Source organism: Brevibacillus sp. SYP-B805 (genome assembly GCF_011059135.1).
Lineage (GTDB): Bacteria > Bacillota > Bacilli > Brevibacillales > Brevibacillaceae > Brevibacillus_F.
The window spans coordinates 19,263-41,031 of sequence record NZ_JAALGD010000020.1 but is presented as its reverse complement, the minus strand read 5'-3'; the positions used below and the strand labels follow the sequence as shown (position 1 = coordinate 41,031).

Here is a 21,769-nt window from a genome sequence, read left to right as displayed (position 1 = left end):
TTCCGGGGAAGGGAGGGCTTATTCCATTTCCGTCAAAGGTTTACAGGGAATAGTAGATGGCCCCGTCGCGTCTTCTGGTCTCCAGCTGATGCAGGATCATCAGGAGATCGATATGGCCCAGCGTTTCGGAGAGCGTCAGCGGCAGCTCCTTTTCAAAGATCTGCGGAAAGAGCAGGGTGGTCAGCTCGTAAGCGGTCTTCTCTCCTTCCCGGAGAAAGCTGCGCAGCGTGTTTGTCCGCTCCCAGTTGCGCTGGAGCCGCTGGGTAATCAATTCCCGGTGATTGGTCACCGGTTCGCCGTGGCCGGCCAGGACCAGGTCGATCTCCTTGGCGGCACACATCTCCAAAGCGGTCCGGTACTGAACCAGCGTCAGCGGCCTGGTGTGCGACTGGTCACGCGGCGGTTCGATGAAGGCATTGGAGGAAATCCGCTTGATGATATGGTCGCCCGCGATCAATACCCTGTCCTTGGCCCGATACAGGGAGAGATGGCTTTGGGAATGGCCCGGCGTATACAGCACCTGCCAATCCGACAGGCGGGGAACGGTTTGCTCATGTTTCAAGTGCCCGTCGATCCGGCAGGGTTCGGCAAAGGTAAGCACTTTTTGATGATATTTCCGGATGATCATCAATTTCTCTTCCGGCACGCCGCACTCCCGGTACAGTTCGTAGAAAAACCGGTCGTGAAACTGCATGAAAGCCTCGTCCTGCTCCACGTAAGGAACCGCCAGCGGATGCGCATAAACCTGCGCCCCGGAAACGGCGCGCACCTTGGCCAGCAAGCCGCAGTGATCCACGTGATGGTGGGTCAGCACCACCTGTTCAATCTCCTCCATCCGGTGTCCCGTCCACTCGATCCCCCGCTTCAGCGCCTCCCAGGCCTCCGGTGTCAGCGGGCCGGCATCGACCAGGGTCAACGCTTCCCCCGCTATCAGATAAACATTCACCGGTCCGACGGCAAACGGGGTGGGAATCTCGATCAGATACACCCCCGGTGCCGCTTCTTGAACGCTGCCCGCTTGTTGATGATCGCTTGTATTCATGTCCACTCCTCCATTCTCGAAAAGGCGCCCGGCGCTCGCCAGCGCTGCAGGACGGGGTCCCGCCCCCTTTCCCGGCTGCAAACCCTCTGCCCCCCAAACGCATTACCTAACAGAAAAAGGGGCGGATGCCCCTCCTGCAAAGACGTTTACCCGTGCGATGCCAATCTGATCTGGTTTCTGCCTCTTTTTTTCGCTTCATACAGCGCGATGTCGGCATGGTGGAAAATGTTCTCCACGCTCATATTGTGATTATATTGCCGGTCCCATTTGGAAAGTCCGCTGGAAATGGTTACCGTCGGCACGGTTTCCTTCTCGACATGGGAACGGATGCGCTCCGCAATCATCAAGGCGCTGGGGATATCGACGCGGGGCAGGTAGACAGCCAATTCTTCCCCGCCCCAGCGCGCGGCGATATCCGTCTCCCGGATGCAGTGTTTGATCACATTGGCCACCTGCACCAGCACTTCATCTCCCACCTGATGCCCGTAGGTGTCGTTCACATTTTTGAAGAAATCGATGTCGATGAGGATCAGCGAACCGAACGGATCCTGCTCCAGCGACTGGCGCATCCGGTCGTTCAGATAGCGGCGGGAGTAGAGGCCCGTCAGGTTGTCGGTGATGACCATCCGCTCCACTTCATTGTGCAGCATCGCATTGGTGATGGCCAAACTCGTATGCTGGCCGAAAATTTCCAGCAGCTTGTAATCATCGAAGCTGAAATAATGCGGACGCGAATCGCTTACCAACAGGACTCCCGTCACTTCCGCTTCCCGCAGGAGCGGAACCGCCATCAGCGACGTGTACGGCACGAGCGAAAACGGGGTTATCTCCGGCTGAGCCAGGATCATCGCCTGCTTGCTGCAGAACATGTCCGCCAAGGGCCCCTCCTGGGAAGAGACGACTTTGCCCACATGCTCCGGTGTTGATGACGAGATGACCACCAGCTTGTCCGTATCGTCGTCCATTCGGCGCAAAATGGCACAGTATTCGGCCGCAAAGGTTTCCAGCAGCGTTTTGGTCACAAACTGAAGTATCTCGTCCAGATTCAAGCTGCGGTTCAACTGCTGCGCCATTTGGTTGATCAGGCGCAGCTCCCGGATCAGATTGCGCGATTGCTGGTAGAGCTGCGCGTTTTCAAAAGCCGTCCCCGCTGTTTCGGCCAGGATCGAGATATAGGCCGTTTCATTGTCGCTGACGCTCACCAGCTCGTTGGCTGTCAACTGCAGCACGCCGTATATCCCCTGCTTCCCCAGAAGAGGGGCGGCAATCACGACCATCGGGCGGCCCTGCGCGTCGTTCTTGGAGACAACCAGCCGTCCTTCCAGATACGCCTGCACGCTCACATCAGATTCTCCCGACTGAAAGGAGAGCGGTTTGACCGGCAGCGTCGTGTTGGTTTCCACCGTCAGGAACAGTTCGGCATCCAGATAGGGATAAAACTGATGGATGCTGTTCATGATTTCTTCCAGCACATCGTTGACATCGATCGAAGCCTGAATCTTTTTCGTCAATTGATAAAGCAGATCTTTCTTGCGGGCATCATGCCGCAGTTCATCCGCAATCGCCGCACGCAGGATCGAGTAGCTGACCTTCTCCCCCACCTCCTGCAAAAAAGCGACATCCCGCACATCATACCTGCAGTCCGCTTCTTCCGGCGGAATGTGAAGGAAAAGGGCGGTCAGCGGCCTGCCTTCGCAATACACAGGGAAAATCACGGTCCGATCGTCATCCAGCACCATCGGCTTGATCGGCTTATCCAAAAAACGCGGCAGGATTTGCGCCAGATGGGTGGCGTTCTTCTCCTGCCCCTCCGTGGTCAACCGTTCCTGCGGCAGCAGGGTGCCATTGTCCGAAAGCTTGACCGCAGAGCAGTAGCCCTTGTCAATGATGGCGGCAATCTGCTTAATCAAGCTTTTGATCAGCGCTCCGCTGCGGTCATAGCGGTTTACATTCATCACGATTTCGCTTGTCGCATGCTGGATATACGCGTCATATCCCATCAGGATCAACGGTTCCAGTCCATGCAGATAGGAATGCAGATCCAGATCGGAATCGGCTGCGGGATAGATCAGCCCGATCACCGCCCGCACCGTGCCGTCATTCTCTTTTACCGGGAATGCGCCCAAGCGAACCGTGCCATCCGGGCAGTCCGCTTCCCCTGTCGTTATTTGACCGGTTCGCAATGCCCGCATCGGAACAGCAGCGGAATCATCGGCGATGGTATCTCCCTCCAGATACGGAAAACAGGAGGGACACCACGTTTGCCTGTCCTGGAGAGGGATGATCTTCAGCAGACGGCCTGCATGATCTGCCAGGAAAAGGATTCCCGGGCGATGCACCGGCCAGGACTGCAAAAAAAAGTGGGCCATGTATGAAAATACAGTTTCCAATTTACCCAGCATTTTGCTCGCCACTTTTGAATTTCCCTCTCCTTTTCACAATTGCAAATGCGCGGTGTCATTCACTTTCAGCACTTCCCAGCGATCATCCGCATAACGAAACACGCATACGCCCGTATTATCGATACGGGATATGCCTGTTCCCTGTTTGCCTTCGGTTACAAGGTGAAGAAACGCATTGATGAATCCGCCGTGGCTGACCGCCGCAATCATTTCGTTGGCGTGCGCTGCCGCCAGCCGCGTCAGGCATGCAGCGGCTCTCTGCTGCATGGCCGCAAAGGATTCGATGCCGTAGAGCGACTGATTCGGATCCACGGCATGGAATCGTTCACGGATCTCCTCATAAGTTAAACCTTCCCATTCGCCGTAACAGCGTTCGCGGAGGGAAGGCAGTGTGCGGACGGATATGCCGATTGCTTCTGCCAATAGGAGAGCGGTGTGTCGGGCCCGCTCGAGATCACTGGCATAGATCGCATGAAAAGCGTGCGTTTTGTACCATTCAGCCAATCGCTCCGCCTGAAGGATGCCGGATGCATTCAGCGCAATATCGCTGTGTCCCTGAATGCGTTTGGCCTTGTTCCATTCGGTCTCGCCATGGCGGATCAGGTAGAGTAGGGTTGCCATTGTGCAAAATCCCCCGAAGCCATTTTCATACGATTCTATTATAAATGATCACAACCGATCATGCCATAATCTTCGTAATAGAGTGTACATTTTTCCAGCTGTAAAAGATATTTTGCGGCAGCGGATGAAACGCCGCTCTTTTCCTGTTCGTCACAGCTTTTGAGTAGACATTCCATCATGGAGGGATCGGAACATGACTGCAGCCAAACGATCATGGCTAATTCTTCTGTCCGCCAGCTTGCTTGCCCCTGTAACTCCCGCTGCGGCCGCATGGAAACAGCCTGCCCCCGAGTACGCAGCCGCAGCCGCCGTCAACGCCAAATTTTCCAGAGAAGCCGCTTTGCAAAGGGCCGCTTCCCTGATCAGTCTGCCAAGCGATGTGGAGTTGGAAAACGCGTACTTCCGCAGCGCTGATGTGTGGCGGCCGATTCCCGAGTGGTCGTTTACCTGGGGGAAACAAGGCAAAGAGAACGGCGAAACCTCCACAAACATCAATGTCAGCATCAATGCCGATACCGGCGAGCTGACCAACTACAATTATTTTGAAGAGAAGCAGAGTGCGCCGGCCTTCGCTTCTCAGATCTCCCGCGAAGAGGCTCAACAGGTAGCAGACCGTTTTTTCGCGCAAGTCCTGCCCGCCAAGGTAGGGAAAATGCGTCTGTATGATCGCGATCTGCCGCAGGCGAAGCCCCCGCTGGACAGCAATGCGTTTTATACCTTCCATTATGTGCGGCTGGTGGATGGCGTTCTCTTCCCCGACAATTATGTCGACATCGTGGTGAACGGCGAAGGAAAAGTTACCGGTATGCATATGGAATGGAACGATCGGATCACGCTCCCCCGGACCGATTCGATCCTGTCAAGGGAAAAGGCGCTGGCTGCCTTTCAGGCACAGGCACAGGCGGGTCTGTCCTACATGATCCCATGGGAAAAAGCGGATAACGGCCAGAACGAACTCTATCTTGTCTATCGCAATCCGTTCACGTTTTACCTGGACGCCAAAACGGGCAAGCCGCTTACTCTTTCCCTGAAGCCGCGCAGCAATGAGAGCGGCCCGATACCCGTCAGCACCAAACCGCTCGCCCCGCTTTACCAGGGCAATCCTCTCAGCCAGGAGATGGCCGTTCGCCTTGCCCAGAAGCTGTTTGATCTGTCCCTGTATGAACTGCGCGGGGCCAATTACAACGAGAAGGATTACCGCGGCAACCGTCCTGTCTGGAATCTGGAATTTGAAGCAAAGGATAAAGCCATCACCCCCGGCTACCTCTTTCTTTCCATCGACGCCCAGACAGGCGATGTCTACAGTTTTTCCAGGGAGAAGCGTCCCGTCACGCAAGCGGCCAAACCGAAATGGACAGCGGATGATCTGAAAGCAAAAGCGATCGAAAGCCTGCGCCGCTGGACACCTACGCTGGCCCCGCAGTTCTATCTGACGACACAGGCGGATGCCGAGCCGTACAGTGCCGATGACACGCGCGCCACCTTTGCGTTCAAACGCTACGTAAACGGCATTCCATCCGCCACCGGCTCTGCCAGCGTCTCGTTCGACACCGTTACCGGAGAGCTGGTGAATTACAATCTGGAGATCGGCCGGGAGACTTACCCGCCCTCGCTTCCCGCCCACAAGTCGGCCGAGGAGGCAATGGCCGCCTGGCTGAAGGAAGCCGAGATCGAGCTGGTCTATCTGGTGCCGCCGCTTGACCCGAAGCTGGTGCGCGAGGCCAAGAGCAGAGGGAATGTCGAGATACCGGTCCGCCAGGCGGAACTGGTCTACCGGATCAGCACCACGCCGTATGAGCAGCCGTATGTGCTTGATGCCGTCACCGGCGAATGGCGAAACGAAGCGAACGGCGATGTGGCCATGATCCATCGTCCCGTGCCGGCCGATATCTCCGGTCATCCGGCGGAGAAGGCGCTGATGCTGATGTACGAGTACGATGCCATCTCTCTGATCGACGGCAAGGTGCTTCCCGACAGGGCCATTACGCGCGGCGAGATGATCGAGATGCTGATGATTTCCATGAACCGCGGCCGCTTTTTCTCGGGCGCCTATGCCCAGCGGAAAGCTTCCTATCAGGATGTGGCCAGCGGCTCCCGCTACTTCGCGTCCGTTGAAGCGGCCGTCGATCAGGGCATCCTGGACAAATCCTCGAAGACGCTGCATCCGGATGACGCCATCACCCGTGAAGAACTGGCCGACATGATCGTGCGGGCGCTCGGACTGAAGAAGCTTTCCCAGCATGACGACATGTTCCGCTCTGAACTGACTGACATCCAGAATTCCAAGGTAAAAGGCGCGATCGCGATCGTCAACTCCCTCGGCATCATGCCTGCCGACGGAAACCGTTTCCACCCCGGTGACACCGTCTCGCGCGCAGATGCCGCACTCGCCTTCTACCGCTTCCTGGAAAAACGGAGCGAACTGCAGGATAACCGTCAACCGTTTGCGAAGTAATAAGAGAAACCCCGCCGACTCAAGCTAACGCTGGTGTCGGCGGGGGCCCCCAACCTTAGTTACTTTGCTTTATTGCTTTAAAGGATTTAAACCTTTCGATATACTTAGAAAACCCCAGTGTGCAGACAAAATCCGTCGATCATGGGTGATGGTTCCTGCTCGCTCTCTTGACGACCCGCAAAGAAGTTGGCAGTCTCCGCTCCGAAACGCGACGCGGGCGGGGGCTCACCCAAGATTTTCTCTTGACTTTGCTCCCTTCGGCGCTATAATATTGACTGTATGTGTACAGGGTAGCAATGATTGCAGGTAAAAACGGGAGGTCGACCCTCGTAGTTTCATCCCTTTATGGGCAGCGGCTGAATCCCCATGAGGAGCACGATGCGGAAACGCTACCGTCCGAAGTTCGTGTAGGCAAAGATGGAACTAGCCTTCCGGAAGTAAACACCTGAGAATCTTACTTTAAAGGAGAATGAATTCATGGCACGTTACACTGGTCCTCGCCACAAACTGGCTCGCCGTCTGGGCATCTCTCTCGACGGTACAGGCAAAGATCTGAAACGCAACTTCCCCCCCGGTCAGCATGGCCACAACCGCCGCAAGCTGAGCGAGTACGGGATCCAGCTGCAAGAGAAACAAAAACTGCGCCATATGTTCGGCGTTAGCGAGAAGCAATTCCGCCGCACGTTCGAGCAGGCTTCCAAAATGCCGGGCGTACATGGCGAAAACTTCATGAAACTGCTTGAATCCCGCCTGGACAATGTGGTATATCGCATGGGCTTCGCACCTACCCGTCCGGCAGCCCGCCAACTGGTAAGCCATGCGCATATCCTCGTAAACGGCAAGAAGGTAAACATTCCTTCCTATCGTGTGCAGCCGGGCGATGTGATCAGCCTGCGCGAGAAATCCCGCAACCTGGCGATCGTGAAAGAATCCCTGGAAGCACGCACCTTCCTGCCGAACTACATCAGCTTCGATGACAACAAAATGGAAGGCACCTTCACCCGTCTGCCTGACCGTGAAGAAATGCCTGCTGAAATCAACGAAAAGCTGATCGTCGAGTTCTACAGCCGTTAATCGACAGAAGCGTAAAAGAAGCCGGGTTCTCCATGGGCCCTGCTTCTTTTTTTGCTCCCCTGTTCCAAAAATTGAGAAAAATATGGTATAACGAATAGAGAAGAGAGAAGAGAGAAGACTTCGAGTAGAGGCGATTGGCGATGAAAGAATCCTACACCGACTTGACGGAAGAAAAGAAGAAGGAAGTAAAGCGGCTCATCGAGTCCATCATGAATATGCCGGACACGGACGATCTCCCCACCATCCGGCAATTGGCGGTTTATCTGCACCGGCTTCTGCGCGTGCGGGTCGTGATCCCTCCTACTTCCGAAGTCATGATCTCGCTGCAAGCGGAGAAACCCACGCTGTATCACTCCACCCGGCTGGCACTGGGGGACCGAAGCCACCTGGATATCCTGTTTAAGATCCAGGGGGACCGGAAATTGGCCAGGGAACGGCTGCATCAATTCTTGCAATCGTTGTGAAGGAAATAACTCCGTCGTCTTAAGCGCAAAAAGAGGGGAGGAGTCCGTTTTCTGCGGATTCCTCCCCTCTTCGCTTCTCCGCCCTCCATCACCTGGATCATCTCTCCCGGCAGGCTCTCTTCACCCGCTCGATCTGTCCCAGATGATCGCGGACGTGGTTGACATACCGTTCCAGCAGTTGGCGGAAAGTGAGCGGTCCCGCTTCGTCGTGAATGCCGACCCGTTCGCACTGTTCGGGCGTCAGCCTGGCCAGGATGGGCTGCATGCTCTCCCGCAGCAATTTGAAGAGCTGCAGATACTGTTCGCGATCCAGCTGCTCGTAGGTTAAGCCGTTGGCCCATGCGTCCTGGTCAAAGGAGGTGAGGAGGGGCTTCTCTTCCGCCAATACCTTTTTCATCCGCTGCACCCCCACCACTTCCGCATCGGCCACGTGCACAAGAATCTCGTGAATGCTCCATTTGTCCGGTGCCGGCTTGAAGCGCAGCTCCTCCTCGCTCAAGCCGTCGATTGCTTCCCGCAGCAAGTCGTATCCTCTTCCATACTCGGCGATCAACGCTTTCATCCTGTCCCCTCCTGGTCATAATCCCTTTAGGACAACTTCACCTTTGCGAACTTGCGCTTCCCTACCTGGACCACCATGCCCTCTTCCAGTTTCACCGCAACATGGATGTCTGTGATTTTTTCCTCGTTTACTTTCACGGCCCCCTGCTGCACCATGCGGCGGGCCTCCCCTTTGGAGTCGGCCAGCTTCAGATCAAACAGCAGGTTGACGATATTGGCTTCCCCATTCTCATAGGCGGAGAGAGCGAGCGTTGCTTCCGGCAGATCGGTCGGCAGGGCCCGCTGTTGGAAGACCGTCTTGAAGTATTCTTCCGCCTCTTCCGCCTGCTCGCTGCCATGAAACATCCGCACAAACGTTTTGGCCAGGCGCATTTTGGCGTCGCGGGGATGAATCGTCCCGTCGGCAAGCCCCTTCTTCAACGCCTCCAGCTCGTCGGCGGAAAGGTCGGTAGCCAATTCAAAATAACGCAGCATCAGCTCATCCGGCACGGACATCGCCTTGCCGTAAATTTCATTCGGCGGTTCGTTGACGCCGATGTAGTTCCCCAGGCTCTTCGACATCTTCTGTACGCCGTCAAGCCCCTCCAGCAGCGGCATCGTAATGATCACCTGCTGTTCCTGCCCGTACTCCTTCTGCAGATGGCGGCCCATCAACAGGTTGAATTTCTGATCCGTTCCGCCCAGCTCCACGTCGCAGTCCAGCGCCACGGAATCGTACCCCTGCATCAGCGGATAGAAGAATTCATGCAGCGAGATGGGCTGCTCGCTTTGGTAGCGCTTCTCGAAGTCGTCGCGCTCCAGCATCCGGGCCACCGTCGTCTTGGCGGCCAGCTGCACCACGTCGGCAAAGGTGAGCGGCGCAAGCCACGTCGAGTTGAACACGACCTCCACCTTGCTCGTGTCCAGCACCTTGCCGAACTGCTCCACATAGCTTTGTGCGTTTACCTTGATCTGCTCTTCGCTCAGCTGTTTGCGCGTCTCCGACTTTCCGGTAGGGTCGCCGATCCGGCCGGTAAAGTCGCCGATCAACAGCTGGATATGATGCCCCAGCTCCTGGAACTGGCGCAGCTTCTGGAGCACGACCGTATGCCCGACGTGAATGTCGGGGGCGGACGGGTCGAGGCCCAGCTTCACCTTCAGCGGCCTTCCGGTAGCCACGAACCGCTCCAGCTTGCGGCGCAGTTCGTCTTCCGGGATGATCTCCACCACCCCTCTTTTGAGAATGGCGAGCTGACGCTCCACCTCCTGCTGCTGCTCGGGCGTCAGGTTGTAGGTTTCGGTCTTGATCTCTTGTTCCATGTTGGCTGTCCACTCCTTTTTTCCCGCCCGCCGAAAGCCTTCGGGAAGTCGGACGGGGCACACTTTTCTTGAAAATAAAAAATCCCGCCCCCTATAGGGACGAGATTGCTCTCGCGGTACCACCCTAGTTGAAAAGGCGCGCTGCACCTTTTCCGCTCGACAGGATAACGGCCTGATCCGTCCGGTGGGGTCCGGCTGGCTCCAGACGTGTAATTCACAAAGGCGGCGCCGCTGGTTTGCACCATCCACCAGCTCTCTTCATGGCGATCTGCCCTGCTACTCTCGTCTTTCAACGCCCTGTTTTCCAACATCCATTCGCCATATATGTAACACAGCGAAACCCGCTCTGTCAATGGCACCGCCTCTTTCCGCGAGGGAGTTTGTATATCCCCCTTATGGCAGATATGGTATAATGAGGTCGTTAAATGGGGGGTCGTACTCATATGCCAAACAACCATTCGCCTACCTCGGACGCGCCGAAAAAAAAGCGGCGCCGGAACAGCAGGAGACGGACCGTCTTCCTGGTCCTGCAGCTGATCCTGCTTCTCGGGTTTATGGCCATCTTTCTTGCCGGAGGGATTGTGACCGGTTACGTCGCCTCTCTCGTCAAAGACGAACCTGTGCGCAGTTATGATGAAATACATAGGAAAATCTTCAGCAACGATTTGACGGGCTTCGCGTACTACAATGACAACACGCTGATCGGCCAGCTGCGGACGCCCGATGAAGACCGCCGGCTGGTGAAAAAATCGGACGTTTCCCCTTATTTGATCAATGCGATCATCGCCACGGAGGACAAGAATTTCTTCACCCACCACGGCGTATCTCCCTTGTCGACGCTGCGGGGTGCCTATCAGGACTTCACCAACCAGCCGATCGTCACCGGCGGCAGCACGCTGACCCAGCAGCTCGTCAAGCTGACCATCCTCACGCCGGAGGTCAGCCACAAGCGGAAAGCAAAGGAGATTTTCAATGCGCTGCGCATCGAGCGCATGTTTTCCAAGGATCAGATCCTCGAAGCGTACATGAACGAAGTGTATTTCGGCAAAAGCGCCAACGGCACCAACATCTACGGGGTACAAGCCGCCGCCAAAGGGATTTTTGACAAGGATGCCAAAGACCTGAACCTGTCGGAAGCCTCCTATATCGCCGGGATGATCCAGAATCCAGGCAACTACAATCCGTTTTCCGCCGCCGGGTATCAGCGCGGGAAAGAGCGGCAAAAGATGGTGCTGGACCGCATGCTGGAGAACGGGTATATCAATCAGGCCCAGTATGACGAAGCCCTGAATGCCAATCTGAAAGCGGCGCTGGCCAAACCTTCCCCCCGTGCCTACAACAGCCATCCGTACCTGATGATGGAGCTGGAGGAACGCGCGGCGGAAGCCCTGGTGGACACCCAGCTTGCGCAGGAAGGACGGGACAAGTCCACGGTTGACCACAATGAATACCGCCAGCTGGTCGAAGAGAAGCGCAGGGAGATTCTGCGCAACGGTTATAAAATCTACACCACCATCGACAAGGATGTTCAGCAGATCATGCAGGACGTGGCGAGCGATCCGTCCAACTTCGCCAAGCCCGTCTCCTACACCGTCCGCCGCTCCAACGGAAAAACGGAGCGGATCGAGAATGCGCTGGAAGAAGTCGGCGGCATGATGATCAACAACAAGACCGGCGCCATTCTGGGCTTTATCGGCGGCCGTGACTTCCATGTGGAACAGACCAACCATGCCACCGTACCGCGCCAGCCCGGATCGGCGATGAAGCCCCTTGCCGCTTATGCCCCCGCGTTTGAACTGGGGTATCTGCAGCCGGGCTCTCCCATCGACGATTCCCCGCTGCTGCTGGCGGACGGCGAAAAGGGCAGCCATCTGCCGCTCAACTGGGACAAGAAGTTTCACGGCATCATGAGCGCGCGGGAAGCCCTGCGCATGTCGTGGAACGTGCCCGCCATCAAGACCTACCTGAAAGTGGGCATTCCGACCGCTCTGGAGTATGTCAAGAAAATGGGCGTTACCACGCTGGTCGAAGAGGATAATTACGCGGCCACGGGGGCGATCGGCGGCCTTACGTACGGACTGACTGCCGAGGAGATTACCAATGCCTACGCCACCTTTGCCAACCATGGGTCGTTTGTCGACGCGTACATGATTGACCGGATCGAAGACAGCAGCGGCAAGGTGATTTACCGGCACGAGATCCAGCCGGTACCGGTATTCAGCGAGCAGACCGCCTATCTGATGACCGACATGATGCGAACCGTGGTGAACGCGGGAACCGGTACCCACATTCGCAAGTATGTCCCACGCAGCGTTGATGTAGCGGGCAAAACCGGGACAACCAACCAATCCAATGACCTCTGGTTCGTCGGGTACACGCCCGAGGTGTCGATGGGCATCTGGGTCGGGTACGATGAGCCGCGGCCGATGCCTGACTCGGAGAAGTACCGGCCGATGACCGTCTGGGGCAAAGTGATGAAAGCGGTGATGGAAAAGAAACCGTCCCTCTCCCCGCCGACGGCCGTGTTTGCCAAACCGGACGGCATCGTCAGCATGACGGTGGACAGCAAATCCGGCCTGCTGCCCAGCGAGCTGTCGAAGGAAGCGAAACACCTGATCACCGATCTGTTCAACCGCAAATTCGTGCCGACGAAAACGGACGACAGCCATCAAAAAGCGCGCGTGGTGGTCGTGGGCGACAACCGCTACCTGGCGAAAGAAGGGACACCGGCCGATTTTGTTACGGAAGGCATCTTTTTCCGCAGCCCTGACCCGCAGCTGGTAACGGCCGAGCAGATCAAGGCTTTGAACCTCAATGTGCCGATCCGCCCGCCGGACTGGGATCAGCGTTTGCCGGAGCTGGAGGATCCGCGCACCGATCAACCGGGTGCTCCGGCTGCTCCGAGCGGCTTGACCGTCAGCAAATCGCCGGCAGGGGTTGTGCTGACATGGAAATCGGGCGGGGAGCCCGACCTCCTCGGCTACCGGATCTACCGGGCCAATGCGGAAAGCGGATTCGGCCATCTGGCAACAGTGAAAAACCCGGCCACCCTGACCTTTACGGATACGACCGCAGCCTTGTCGGAGACGGGCTACTACGTGACGGCCGTCGATGTCGCCGGCCATGAGTCCGCACCTTCCGCCATCGTGTCGACAGGCTCGTTCAGCGATTGGCAGCTGCCGGAAACTCCGCCGACCGAACCGTCCGGAAACGGGACGCTCCCCGGTCAGGATGGCGATGACGTTCAGCACGAGGAGCAGCCTGCTGATGACACGCTGACCGGCGTACCGTCCGCTGTGCAGGACCTGAAGATCAAAAAGGTAAGCGGCGGCCTGAAGCTGCAGTGGAAGGCAAATCCGGCGAAGGAGCATGTGATCGCCTACAACGTCTATTACACGCCCGATCCCGTCAACGGGTTCATCCTGCTGGAAACGCTGCCCGATACCAGCTATGTGCATCAAAACGCAGCGGCGGACGGCTGGTATTATGTGACCGCCGTCAACAGCTACGGGGAATCGCCGCCCAGCCAAAACGTGGCAGGATACCGTGCGGAATAGGAAGGCGGAATCCTCCCCTCACAGGAGATGGCTTTTACGTCATAAAAGGATTGCAAAGCGCTTCCGTTCATGGGAAAACGGAGGCGTCTTTTTTGCTTCGCTTTGTTGTCAAGGTGATTTTGGTATGCTTCGCAACTTTTTTGCAATGCTCTCTATCATGGAGGTTCCAGAAAGGAACGGGAGCTCCTCCCCCTTTTCACGAAGTTGCAGAAGCGTTCGAGTCATGGCGTGATGGGGCCTACGCGAGCTCCTTTGACGACCGACTCAGCGAAGAAACGCAGACGCGGGGAAACGGGGGGCGTGAGTCTCACATCCCTGAGACACCCGGATGTGTTGAGCCCCCTGCCCGCGTCGCGTTTCGGAGCGGACAAAAGCCCACTTCCTCGCCGGTCGTCAAGAGAGCGAGCGGGAACCATCATCCATGACAGGACAGACTTTGTCTATACAATGAGAAGATGGCTCCTCTCTGGGCAAAAAGTTGTCAAACGGACATGGAGTGAAAAGCGCACCGCTCCGTTATAATGAAAGTGGAAGGAATCTCAAGGAAACCGAGGTGAATCACCTGCATGATTCACACCAAGCGATATTATTCCCACGAAATGGAAGCTGGCGGAAGATCCCTGCTGGTGGAAGGACCGGTGGAGCCGGAGCGCTTGGCGGCCATGCGCTTTGACGACGGGCTGACAGCATTCCGGCCGCCCGAACAGCAGCAAAAGGCGCTGGTGGAGATCGCCGGGCTGCCCGAGGGAAGGATTGTCGTGGCCCGCGATGGGGAGTTGGTCCTGGGCTATGTCACGTTTCTCCATCCCGACCCGCTGGAGCGCTGGTCGCAGGCAAAGCTGGAGAATCTGCTGGAGCTGGGAGCCATCGAGGTAAGCGCCAAGGTGCGGAGTGGCGGTGTGGCAAAAACGCTGCTGCACGTCTCGTTTCTCGATGACGCGATGGAAGATTACATCGTCATTACGACCGAGTATTACTGGCATTGGGATTTGAAAGGCACAGGGCTTGACGTCTGGCAGTACCGCAAAGTGATGGAAAAAGTGATGGGCAGCGTCGGCATGGTCTGGATGGCGACCGATGATCCGGAAATTTGCGCCCATCCGGCCAACTGCCTGATGGCCCGCATCGGCAAGCGGGTTCCGGCGGAAAGCGTCGCCGCCTTCGACGCCATGCGCTTTCAGAATCGAAGGTTCTATTAACGAGGGGAGTAGTTTGTCATGCGACTCGAAGATATCATGCGCAAACGGGTGGTAACCGTCTCGACCGCGACCACGATCGGAGAAGCCCTGTCGCTTCTGCGGGGCAACCGCATCCGCCATCTCCCCGTGCTGGAAGACGGCAAGCTCGTCGGCATTGTCTCCGATCGGGATTTGCGCGATGCCCTGCCTTCCTCCCTCTTGACCCATGAGGATGACAGCCAGGTACTGCACAAAACGGTGAGCGAGATCATGACCAGGCGGGTGATCACCGCCCATCCGCTCGATTTTATCGAAGACGCGGCCAAAACCGTGTACGAGTACAAGGTGGGGTCCTTGCCCGTGCTGGATGGCGGCCGGCTGGTGGGGATCGTGACGGAGTCGGACATTTTAAACTGTCTGGTGGAAATGTTCGGCGTCCACAAGCCAAGCTCGCATCTGGAAGTGGAGGTGGAAGACCGCGCCGGGTCACTGGCGGAAGTCAGCCAGGTGTTCCGCGAGGCGGGAGTCAATGTATGCAGCGTCATCGTCACTCCCGGTTCGGCGCCCCAGAAGAAGATTCTCGTCTTTCGCGTGCAGACCATTGATCCGCGCCCGCTGCTCGACCTTTTGACCGCAAAAGGCTTTTCCGTCTGCGGCCCGGCGGAAGGGGGAATGCGGCCTTGAGCCGACGCTCCCGCCTGATCTACTCACCCGACTATACCGCCTACTATTTTCACAAAGAACATCCTTTCAACCAGCGCCGGCTGATCTTGACCCATGATTTGCTCACCCGTTACGGGCTGCTGCGCGCGGAGGACATCGTGCCTCCCCGCTCTGCCACCGACGAGGAGTTGGCCCTCATCCACGACCGCCAGTATATCGAGACGGTGCGCGCGCAGGGACACAGCGCAAGCGAACTGCCCACAGCGGCGAGCCACGGCCTGGGCACGGAGGATGTCCCCTGCTTTCCCCGGATGCATGAAGCGGCCTCGCTGATCGTCGGAGGGACGCTGCAGGCGGTCGATCTTGTCATGAACGGGGAAGCCGACCATGCGTTCAATCCGGCGGGCGGGCTGCATCACGCTTTCCGCGGACGGGCATCCGGCTTTTGCATCTACAATGACTGCTCCGTCGCCATCGCCTACCTGCGCAAACATTGGGACGCGCGCGTGCTCTACATCGATACGGACGCCCATCACGGGGACGGCGTCCAGTGGGCGTTTTACGATGACCCCCATGTGCTTACCGTCTCCATTCATGAGACCGGCAAGTATCTGTTCCCGGGTACCGGCGACCTGTCCGAGCGGGGAACGGGGGAAGGTTACGGCTATACGGTCAATGTACCGCTGGATGCCTTTACCGAGGATGACTCGTTTCTGGAGGTGTACCGCGAAGTCGTGCCCAAGGTGGCTCGCGGGTTCAAGCCGGATGTGATCGTGACGCAAAACGGCTGCGATGCCCATGCCTACGATCCGCTGACCCACCTCTCCTGTTCGATCGGCATCTACCAGCAAATCCCCCGCCTGGCTCACCAGCTGGCCCATGAGCTGTGCGGCGGCAGGTGGATCGCCGTAGGAGGAGGCGGCTATGACATTTGGCGGGTGGTTCCGCGGGCTTGGACGCTGCTGTGGAGCGAAATGACGGACCAGCCGCTGGAAGACGGGCCGCTGCCCGCCGGATGGCGGGAGCGCTGGTCGCAGGAGAGCGATGTTCCCCTGCCCGAGCGCCTGTTCGATGATGCGGAGCAGCTGCCGGTGATTCCACGCCGCCGGGAAATCACGGAGAAAAACCGCATCATGGCGGAACGGGCGCTGCTGCACGCGCCGCAGGGATAAGAAACCCCACCCGGCCTGAGCTATCGCTCTACCCACTCGGCGCCAGCTAATGCTTTGCCGAGTGGGGTCCCTCCCTGCGCCGGGTAGGCCCCCTACCATACCCCGCCGTCTTAATGCTAACGCTCCACCCCACTCGGTGCCAGCGAACGCTTTGCCAGGCGGAGTCTCTTGCTGTTGTCGGCGGGGGCCCAACCATCCCCAGATTTTCCAACTTCGTTTTGGCGCTTTACAGAATGGAAACGTTCGACAACCCGGCGGTTAAGCTACGCCGGGTTGTGTTGGGTCACCTGTTCGATCCATTCCTCCACCCGCAAACAATCTTCCAAGCCGGGTGCCAAGCCGTTCCCCCAGCGGTCCTCTCCCATCAGGCGATGCAGGAAATGGTTCAAGGCGGCCAGATGGCAATCGACGCCCATGCCCATGGTGGTTTTCTCGTCGGGGCACAAGGCCAGCTCCGGTGGATTCGGCAGAGGGGGCGTACTGCCGTCCAACCGTTTGACCGTGGGCCGATACGACTTCTCCAGATCACACACGATGCTGCCCTCCGTACCGATGATCTCCAGATCGAAGCCTTCCGCCCCCCAGGCGATGCGCGATACTTCGGCGATCGCCTCCACGCCCGTGGCAAGCGTCAGATGCATCTGCGCCCAGTCGTCCACCTCCATCTCCACCCATTCCGTTCTTTCCCGGTTCTTCGGCCTCTTCTTGACAAAAGTATGGGTCCGGCCTGAAATCGCCGCCGCCTCCCCCAGCAGATGGCGGATCAGATCCAGCACATGCACGCCCAAGTCGGTGAGGGCACCGCCGCCGGACAAGCCGCTCTCCAGCCGCCAGCTGATCGGCCGGTCAAGGGACAAATACCCGGAGCGGCGATAGGAGGCGCGGCACTGCAGCACATCGCCGATCAAACCTTGCTTGAGGGCGGCCCGGATGCGGATCACGGCCGGATGGTAGCGATAGACGAGCGCCACTTGATGCGGGATGCCCGCCGCCGCCCCTTCCGCCAGGATGCGCGAACGCTCAACTGTGTCGGCAAGCGGCTTTTCACAGTAGATGGCTTTGCCGTAGGCGGACGCAACCCGCGCCGCTTCCAGATGCAGGGCATTGGGGGTACAGATGTCAACCACATCGAGTTCCCGGGATGCCAACGCGTCTTCCAGCGAATCGGTCACATGGGCGAATCCCATGGCAAGTGCCTGCTCCCGGTTGGCCTCCACATGGCGGGTCACCAGGGTATCCAGCACAGGCAGATACGGCAGCTGCTTGATGATAGGAAGCGCCCGAAGCGCCACCACATGCGTGCGGGCGATATTGCCCAATCCTACGACCGCGAAACGTATTTTCCTCTCGAACATCTTCGATCCCTTCCATTTTTCATTATAGTTTGACAGTTCTTTTCTTACCGATCCAGGAGCTGCTTCCTTACAATCGGATCGCTCATACTGGGCTGTTTAGCTCCCCATGACGGACCGACCTTGGCTATACACGAAGGCTCCTGCCATCGCGGCAAGAGCCTTTCATGCCTCTTATGCAAACAACTTCTCCAATTCCTGCGGATCGAAGCCCTTGACCGCCTTCTCCCCAACCACGGTGACCGGCACGCCGAGGAAGCCGAAGCGCTCCACCTCTTCCTGGTAGGCCCTGCTTGCCATCACGTCCCGCACTTCGAAGGCGATCCCTTTCTCCGTCAGCCATTTCTTCACCATGTCGCATTCGATGCACCCTTGGGTCGAGTAGACGATCGCCCCTGCCGCGAGATGGCGCAGCATGTTTACCACGATCGCATACGAACGCTGGGATGCCAGCTTGGTAAATTCGACGAAATTGACGTGGGCGGAACCATCCGCCTTGTCGGACATGGAGCGGACTACGACGAACGGAATACCGTTCATGGCGCATACCTGCCCCACCGCGGCCCCTTCCATCTCGGTGCAGTGGGCGCCGAACTGCTCGTAAAACCGCTGCACCTTCTCCCTGTCGGCGACGAACTGGTCGCCCGACAGGATGCGGCCGGTGACGATGCTTACCCCTTCATCCACCTGTTCGCCCGCCCGGACGGCAAGCTGGATCAACTCCGGATCCGCTTCCCATATCCAGCGGTCGGTAAACGGAATCTGGCCCGGCTGGAAGCCCAGCGCGGTCACATCGATATCATGCTGCAGACAATCCCTCGACACCACGATATCGCCGATGTTGAGCGCAGGGTGGACGGCCCCGGCCACACCGGTGAAAATCACTTTCTCCACCTGAAAATGGTCGATCAGGATTTGGGTGCAGACGCTGGCGTTCACCTTGCCCACGCCCGATTTGCACAGCACCACGTCCCGGCCTTCCAACGTCCCTTCATAATAGGTAATACCGGCCTTCGTGACAGCCTTCGTCTCCTGCATGCCTTCCAGATAAAGCGCGATCTCTTCATCCATCGCGCCGATAATGCCAACTCGCATTTGACAGCCTCCTCCTCAATTGCGCGTGCTCTCCCGGAACTCGATCCGATGCGGCAGCAGGACAACATGCTCTTCCACATGCTCATTGTTCATGTACTTGGTCAGCAGGCGCATTGCGACCGCCCCGATATCGTAGATCGGCTGGACGACCGTGGTCAGCCGCGGGCGCACCATCTCGGCCAGACGAATGTTGTCATACCCGATGATCTCGATATCATCCGGCACGGACAGCCCCGCGTCCTGAACCGCATGGATCGCGCCGATCGCCATCTCGTCACTGGCCGCAAAAACAGCGGTTGGCGGTGCGGACAGCTTCAAAAACGACGCCATCCCCCGCAGGCCGGAATCATAGCGGTAGTTGCCGCTGACGATCAGTTCCTCGTCCTCGGGGATGCCGGCGTCCGCCAGCGCTTTCTTGTACCCCTCAAGCCGCATCAGGCCGCCCAGCGGATCGCTGGGCGGGCTCGCGATCATGCCGATGCGCTTGTGGCCGCGCGCGATCAACGCTTGGGTGGCATCATAGGCAGCCTGGAAGTGATCGATCGAGACGGCCGGCAGGATATTGTCCGGGTCTCTGGTGGCCGCAAGCACGGTGGGAACGGTGGCGGTGGAGAAGGCGTGCAGGTGATCCTCCTTTACCTCCGCTCCCATGAACAGAAGGCCATCCACCTGCTTTTCCAGCAGGGTGTTGATCAGCTGCAGCTCTTTCTCCAGACGCTGGTCGGAGTCACAGAGGATGATGTTGTATTTGTACATGGTCGCGATATCCTCAATACCGCGCGCCAATTCGGAATACAGCAGGCTGGAAACATCCGGGATGATGACCCCGACCGTCGTCGTTCGCTTGCTTGCCAATCCCCGGGCCACTGCATTGGGGCGATAGCCGAGCCGTTCGATGGCAGCCATGACTTTCTTGCGGGTCGTCGGTTTCACGTTGGGATTACCGTTCACCACCCGGGAAACCGTCGCCATGGAAACGCCCGCTTCTCTTGCTACATCATAGATTGTTACCGGCATCGCGATACCTCACTTTCTTCCAATTTCTGGCTTTCATTTTTATTTTCATAAATGTATAGCAAATATGATACGACAAGCTTTTGGCCGTTGCAAGCGTTTCCTTTCACTTCAAAACAGGCAAAATCCCCTTCTGCCTCTCGGACGAAGGGGATCCTCCTTACTTCATGAGCTTGTGCATGGTTTTCAACAGTTCGTCGATCACATCATGATCGCCCTGCTGGATTCTCTCGATGACACAGCTTTTCATGTGGCCTTCCAGCAGCATCCGGCCTACGGAATTGAGGGCGGATTGAACCGCCGCAATCTGGTTGAGGATATCGTCGCAATAGACGTCCTTCTCAATCATGCCCTTGATTCCCCTGATTTGACCTTCGATCCTGTTCAGCCGTGCGGTCAGATTGGCCTTCACCTTGTCGGAATGCGGTGTTGACTTCAGATGCATGGTGCCGCAGTGGCTGCATTCCTCCATGTCCTGCATCTCTTCCAGCTGTTCGCCTGGCATGCGCGCTCCCTCCCGGATGGATGATCAAACGATTGCATAATACCCCCCTCTAGTATATCAGAAGCCCCGCAAAAAAATACAGGCTTTCTTTTGACAAGAAAGCCTGTATGGTCAATGGCCCGCTTCCCTACCGGGTGGAGGCAAGCGTTTCCGCCTTGTACAGCCCGGATTTGAGCAGCTCATCCAGGAACACGTTGAACTGCGGAATGTTCAGCTGCTGTTTGGCATCGGAGAGGGCTACGTCCGGATCGGGGTGCACCTCCACCATGATGCCGTCCGAACCGACGGCCAGGCCCGCTTTTGCGGTCGGCAGCAGCAGATCGCGGCGGCCGGTGGAATGGGTGACGTCCACGAAAACCGGCAGGTGCGTCTCCTGTTTCAGGAGCGGCACCGCCGAGATATCCAGCGTATTGCGGGTCGCCTTTTCATAGGTCCGAATGCCGCGTTCGCACAGCATCACCTGTGTATTGCCTTCCGCCAGAATGTACTCGGCGGCGTAGATAAACTCTTCAATCGTTGCCGACAGCCCGCGTTTCAGCAGGATCGGATGATTCAGACGGCCTGCGGCTTTCAGCAGTTCAAAGTTCTGCATGTTGCGGGCGCCGATCTGGATGACATCGATATACTGGGTCGCCATTTCCAGATCCGCCGGCGTAACGATCTCGCTGATCGTCACGAGGTTGAACTCGTCGCCGATCCGCTTCAGGATCTCCAGCCCTTCCACGCCGAGTCCCTGGAAATCGTACGGCGAGGTCCGCGGTTTGTATGCGCCGCCGCGCAGCACACGCAGTCCGCGCTTGACATGGTTTTCCGCCACCGCTCTTACCTGTTCGTAGCTTTCCACCGAACACGGCCCTGCGATAAGGATGGGAGCGGCACCGCCAAACTCCACGCCCTTGACGGTAATGACCGTGTCTTCCGCCTTCTTCTTGCGGCTGACAAGCAGCACCTTCTTGTTGTCATCCTTCTGCAGATCAAGGGACGCCTGGAAAATCTGCTTGAACAGATGGCGAATGGTGTTGTCGGAAAACGGCCCCTTGTTATGTTCAACCAGCAGGTTCAGCATTTGGCGCTCCCGCTCCGGATCGAAACGGTTGATACCTTGCTTCAGCTTCTCCCTGCCCAGTTCCTGCACCAGCTCGGCGCGCTTGTTCACCAGTTCGAGAATCTGCAGGTTGATGCTGTCCACCTGCCTGCGCAAGCTCTCGATTTGATCATGGCTCATCTGTCTCTCCACCTCTCTCATGTCTCATCAAAAAGTTGTGATTATTATAGTAAATGGCAACGTCTTTGTCAGTATTTTAGCACCAAAAAG

Annotated in this window: 17 protein-coding genes and 1 other annotated feature; of the genes, 7 read left to right on the top strand and 10 right to left on the bottom strand. The window is 57.6% G+C overall.

Annotated features, from left to right (window positions below):
* Nucleotides 1-40 precede the first annotated feature (40 nt).
* The 3 genes from G3578_RS19190 to G3578_RS19180 form a co-directional block, all read right to left on the bottom strand.
* Entirely contained in the window at nucleotides 41-1,042 is a 1,002-nt protein-coding gene (locus tag G3578_RS19190) for an MBL fold metallo-hydrolase (RefSeq protein ID WP_165215056.1), read from the bottom strand.
* A 146-nt stretch (nucleotides 1,043-1,188) separates the two neighbouring features.
* The gene (locus G3578_RS19185) at nucleotides 1,189-3,444 is read right to left on the bottom strand and encodes a diguanylate cyclase (protein WP_165215053.1); all 2,256 of its coding nucleotides are present in this window, start codon (nucleotides 3,442-3,444) and stop codon (nucleotides 1,189-1,191) included.
* Nucleotides 3,445-3,477: 33 nt separating this feature from the next.
* The gene (locus tag G3578_RS19180) at nucleotides 3,478-4,065 is read right to left on the bottom strand and encodes a histidine phosphatase family protein (protein WP_165215051.1); all 588 of its coding nucleotides are present in this window, start codon (nucleotides 4,063-4,065) and stop codon (nucleotides 3,478-3,480) included.
* A 193-nt stretch (nucleotides 4,066-4,258) separates the two neighbouring features.
* On the opposite strand from G3578_RS19180, the gene G3578_RS19175 reads away from it, so the two are divergent.
* From G3578_RS19175 to G3578_RS19165, 3 genes are all read left to right on the top strand, one after another.
* The gene (locus tag G3578_RS19175; protein ID WP_165215048.1) at nucleotides 4,259-6,520 is read left to right on the top strand and encodes an S-layer homology domain-containing protein; all 2,262 of its coding nucleotides are present in this window, start codon (nucleotides 4,259-4,261) and stop codon (nucleotides 6,518-6,520) included.
* Nucleotides 6,521-6,997: 477 nt separating this feature from the next.
* Nucleotides 6,998-7,594 (top strand): 30S ribosomal protein S4, encoded by a 597-nt coding sequence (gene rpsD, locus G3578_RS19170; RefSeq protein WP_165215046.1) that lies wholly within the window; start codon nucleotides 6,998-7,000, stop codon nucleotides 7,592-7,594.
* 140 nt (nucleotides 7,595-7,734) lie between these two features.
* Nucleotides 7,735-8,058 (top strand): hypothetical protein, encoded by a 324-nt coding sequence (locus tag G3578_RS19165; protein ID WP_165215043.1) that lies wholly within the window; start codon nucleotides 7,735-7,737, stop codon nucleotides 8,056-8,058.
* 97 nt (nucleotides 8,059-8,155) lie between these two features.
* Here the strand turns inward: G3578_RS19165 and G3578_RS19160 are convergent, their stop codons facing one another.
* Nucleotides 8,156-8,620, bottom strand: a complete 465-nt coding sequence (locus tag G3578_RS19160) for a DinB family protein (RefSeq protein WP_165215041.1) — start codon at nucleotides 8,618-8,620, stop codon at nucleotides 8,156-8,158.
* Between the two features lie 26 nt (nucleotides 8,621-8,646).
* Nucleotides 8,647-9,918, bottom strand: coding sequence for a tyrosine--tRNA ligase (gene tyrS / locus G3578_RS19155; RefSeq protein WP_165215038.1), 1,272 nt, complete (start codon nucleotides 9,916-9,918; stop codon nucleotides 8,647-8,649).
* A 92-nt stretch (nucleotides 9,919-10,010) separates the two neighbouring features.
* Nucleotides 10,011-10,220: a binding site (T-box leader), on the bottom strand.
* A gap of 141 nt (nucleotides 10,221-10,361) precedes the next feature.
* On the opposite strand from tyrS, the gene G3578_RS19150 reads away from it, so the two are divergent.
* The 4 genes from G3578_RS19150 to G3578_RS19135 all read left to right on the top strand — a co-directional run bounded on the left by G3578_RS19150 (nucleotide 10,362) and on the right by G3578_RS19135 (nucleotide 16,488).
* Nucleotides 10,362-13,475, top strand: coding sequence for a penicillin-binding protein 1A (locus G3578_RS19150; RefSeq protein WP_165215036.1), 3,114 nt, complete (start codon nucleotides 10,362-10,364; stop codon nucleotides 13,473-13,475).
* 566 nt (nucleotides 13,476-14,041) lie between these two features.
* The gene (locus G3578_RS19145) at nucleotides 14,042-14,674 is read left to right on the top strand and encodes an N-acetyltransferase (protein WP_165215033.1); all 633 of its coding nucleotides are present in this window, start codon (nucleotides 14,042-14,044) and stop codon (nucleotides 14,672-14,674) included.
* A gap of 18 nt (nucleotides 14,675-14,692) precedes the next feature.
* A complete protein-coding gene (locus G3578_RS19140; RefSeq protein ID WP_165215031.1) occupies nucleotides 14,693-15,337 on the top strand; it encodes a CBS and ACT domain-containing protein in 645 nt (214 codons plus the stop codon).
* Nucleotides 15,334-16,488: an acetoin utilization protein AcuC gene (locus G3578_RS19135; RefSeq protein WP_165215028.1), complete on the top strand. Its 1,155-nt coding sequence runs from the start codon at nucleotides 15,334-15,336 to the stop codon at nucleotides 16,486-16,488. Before G3578_RS19140 ends, G3578_RS19135 begins: the two co-directional genes overlap by 4 nt.
* Nucleotides 16,489-16,751: 263 nt before the next feature.
* Here G3578_RS19135 and G3578_RS19130 read toward each other — a convergent pair whose 3' ends face one another.
* From G3578_RS19130 to G3578_RS19110, 5 genes are all read right to left on the bottom strand, one after another.
* Nucleotides 16,752-17,843, bottom strand: a complete 1,092-nt coding sequence (locus G3578_RS19130; protein WP_165215026.1) for a Gfo/Idh/MocA family protein — start codon at nucleotides 17,841-17,843, stop codon at nucleotides 16,752-16,754.
* A gap of 171 nt (nucleotides 17,844-18,014) precedes the next feature.
* A complete protein-coding gene (locus G3578_RS19125) occupies nucleotides 18,015-18,935 on the bottom strand; it encodes a 5'-methylthioadenosine/adenosylhomocysteine nucleosidase (protein ID WP_165215023.1) in 921 nt (306 codons plus the stop codon).
* Nucleotides 18,936-18,950: 15 nt separating this feature from the next.
* On the bottom strand, nucleotides 18,951-19,952 hold the full coding sequence (gene ccpA, locus G3578_RS19120) for a catabolite control protein A (protein WP_165215021.1): 1,002 nt from the start codon (nucleotides 19,950-19,952) through the stop codon (nucleotides 18,951-18,953).
* A gap of 157 nt (nucleotides 19,953-20,109) precedes the next feature.
* A complete protein-coding gene (locus G3578_RS19115) occupies nucleotides 20,110-20,421 on the bottom strand; it encodes a metal-sensitive transcriptional regulator (protein ID WP_481752758.1) in 312 nt (103 codons plus the stop codon).
* Nucleotides 20,422-20,581: 160 nt separating this feature from the next.
* On the bottom strand, nucleotides 20,582-21,679 hold the full coding sequence (locus G3578_RS19110) for a bifunctional 3-deoxy-7-phosphoheptulonate synthase/chorismate mutase (RefSeq protein ID WP_165215018.1): 1,098 nt from the start codon (nucleotides 21,677-21,679) through the stop codon (nucleotides 20,582-20,584).
* Nucleotides 21,680-21,769: the final 90 nt, after the last annotated feature.

What these genes read in the sequence shown, in the direction of transcription:
- ccpA (WP_165215021.1), bottom strand. Translation starts at nt 19,952, where the DNA reads ATGCCGGTAACAATCTATGATGTAGCAAGAGAAGCGGGCGTTTCCATG.
- G3578_RS19145 (WP_165215033.1), top strand. Translation starts at nt 14,042, where the DNA reads ATGATTCACACCAAGCGATATTATTCCCACGAAATGGAAGCTGGCGGA.
- G3578_RS19140 (WP_165215031.1), top strand. Translation starts at nt 14,693, where the DNA reads ATGCGACTCGAAGATATCATGCGCAAACGGGTGGTAACCGTCTCGACC.
- G3578_RS19175 (WP_165215048.1), top strand. Translation starts at nt 4,259, where the DNA reads ATGACTGCAGCCAAACGATCATGGCTAATTCTTCTGTCCGCCAGCTTG.
- tyrS (WP_165215038.1), bottom strand. Translation starts at nt 9,918, where the DNA reads ATGGAACAAGAGATCAAGACCGAAACCTACAACCTGACGCCCGAGCAG.
- G3578_RS19115 (WP_481752758.1), bottom strand. Translation starts at nt 20,421, where the DNA reads ATGGAGGAATGCAGCCACTGCGGCACCATGCATCTGAAGTCAACACCG.
- G3578_RS19125 (WP_165215023.1), bottom strand. Translation starts at nt 18,935, where the DNA reads ATGCGAGTTGGCATTATCGGCGCGATGGATGAAGAGATCGCGCTTTAT.
- G3578_RS19130 (WP_165215026.1), bottom strand. Translation starts at nt 17,843, where the DNA reads ATGTTCGAGAGGAAAATACGTTTCGCGGTCGTAGGATTGGGCAATATC.
- G3578_RS19110 (WP_165215018.1), bottom strand. Translation starts at nt 21,679, where the DNA reads ATGAGCCATGATCAAATCGAGAGCTTGCGCAGGCAGGTGGACAGCATC.
- G3578_RS19165 (WP_165215043.1), top strand. Translation starts at nt 7,735, where the DNA reads ATGAAAGAATCCTACACCGACTTGACGGAAGAAAAGAAGAAGGAAGTA.
- G3578_RS19185 (WP_165215053.1), bottom strand. Translation starts at nt 3,444, where the DNA reads ATGCTGGGTAAATTGGAAACTGTATTTTCATACATGGCCCACTTTTTT.
- G3578_RS19180 (WP_165215051.1), bottom strand. Translation starts at nt 4,065, where the DNA reads ATGGCAACCCTACTCTACCTGATCCGCCATGGCGAGACCGAATGGAAC.
- G3578_RS19190 (WP_165215056.1), bottom strand. Translation starts at nt 1,042, where the DNA reads ATGAATACAAGCGATCATCAACAAGCGGGCAGCGTTCAAGAAGCGGCA.
- rpsD (WP_165215046.1), top strand. Translation starts at nt 6,998, where the DNA reads ATGGCACGTTACACTGGTCCTCGCCACAAACTGGCTCGCCGTCTGGGC.
- G3578_RS19150 (WP_165215036.1), top strand. Translation starts at nt 10,362, where the DNA reads ATGCCAAACAACCATTCGCCTACCTCGGACGCGCCGAAAAAAAAGCGG.
- G3578_RS19160 (WP_165215041.1), bottom strand. Translation starts at nt 8,620, where the DNA reads ATGAAAGCGTTGATCGCCGAGTATGGAAGAGGATACGACTTGCTGCGG.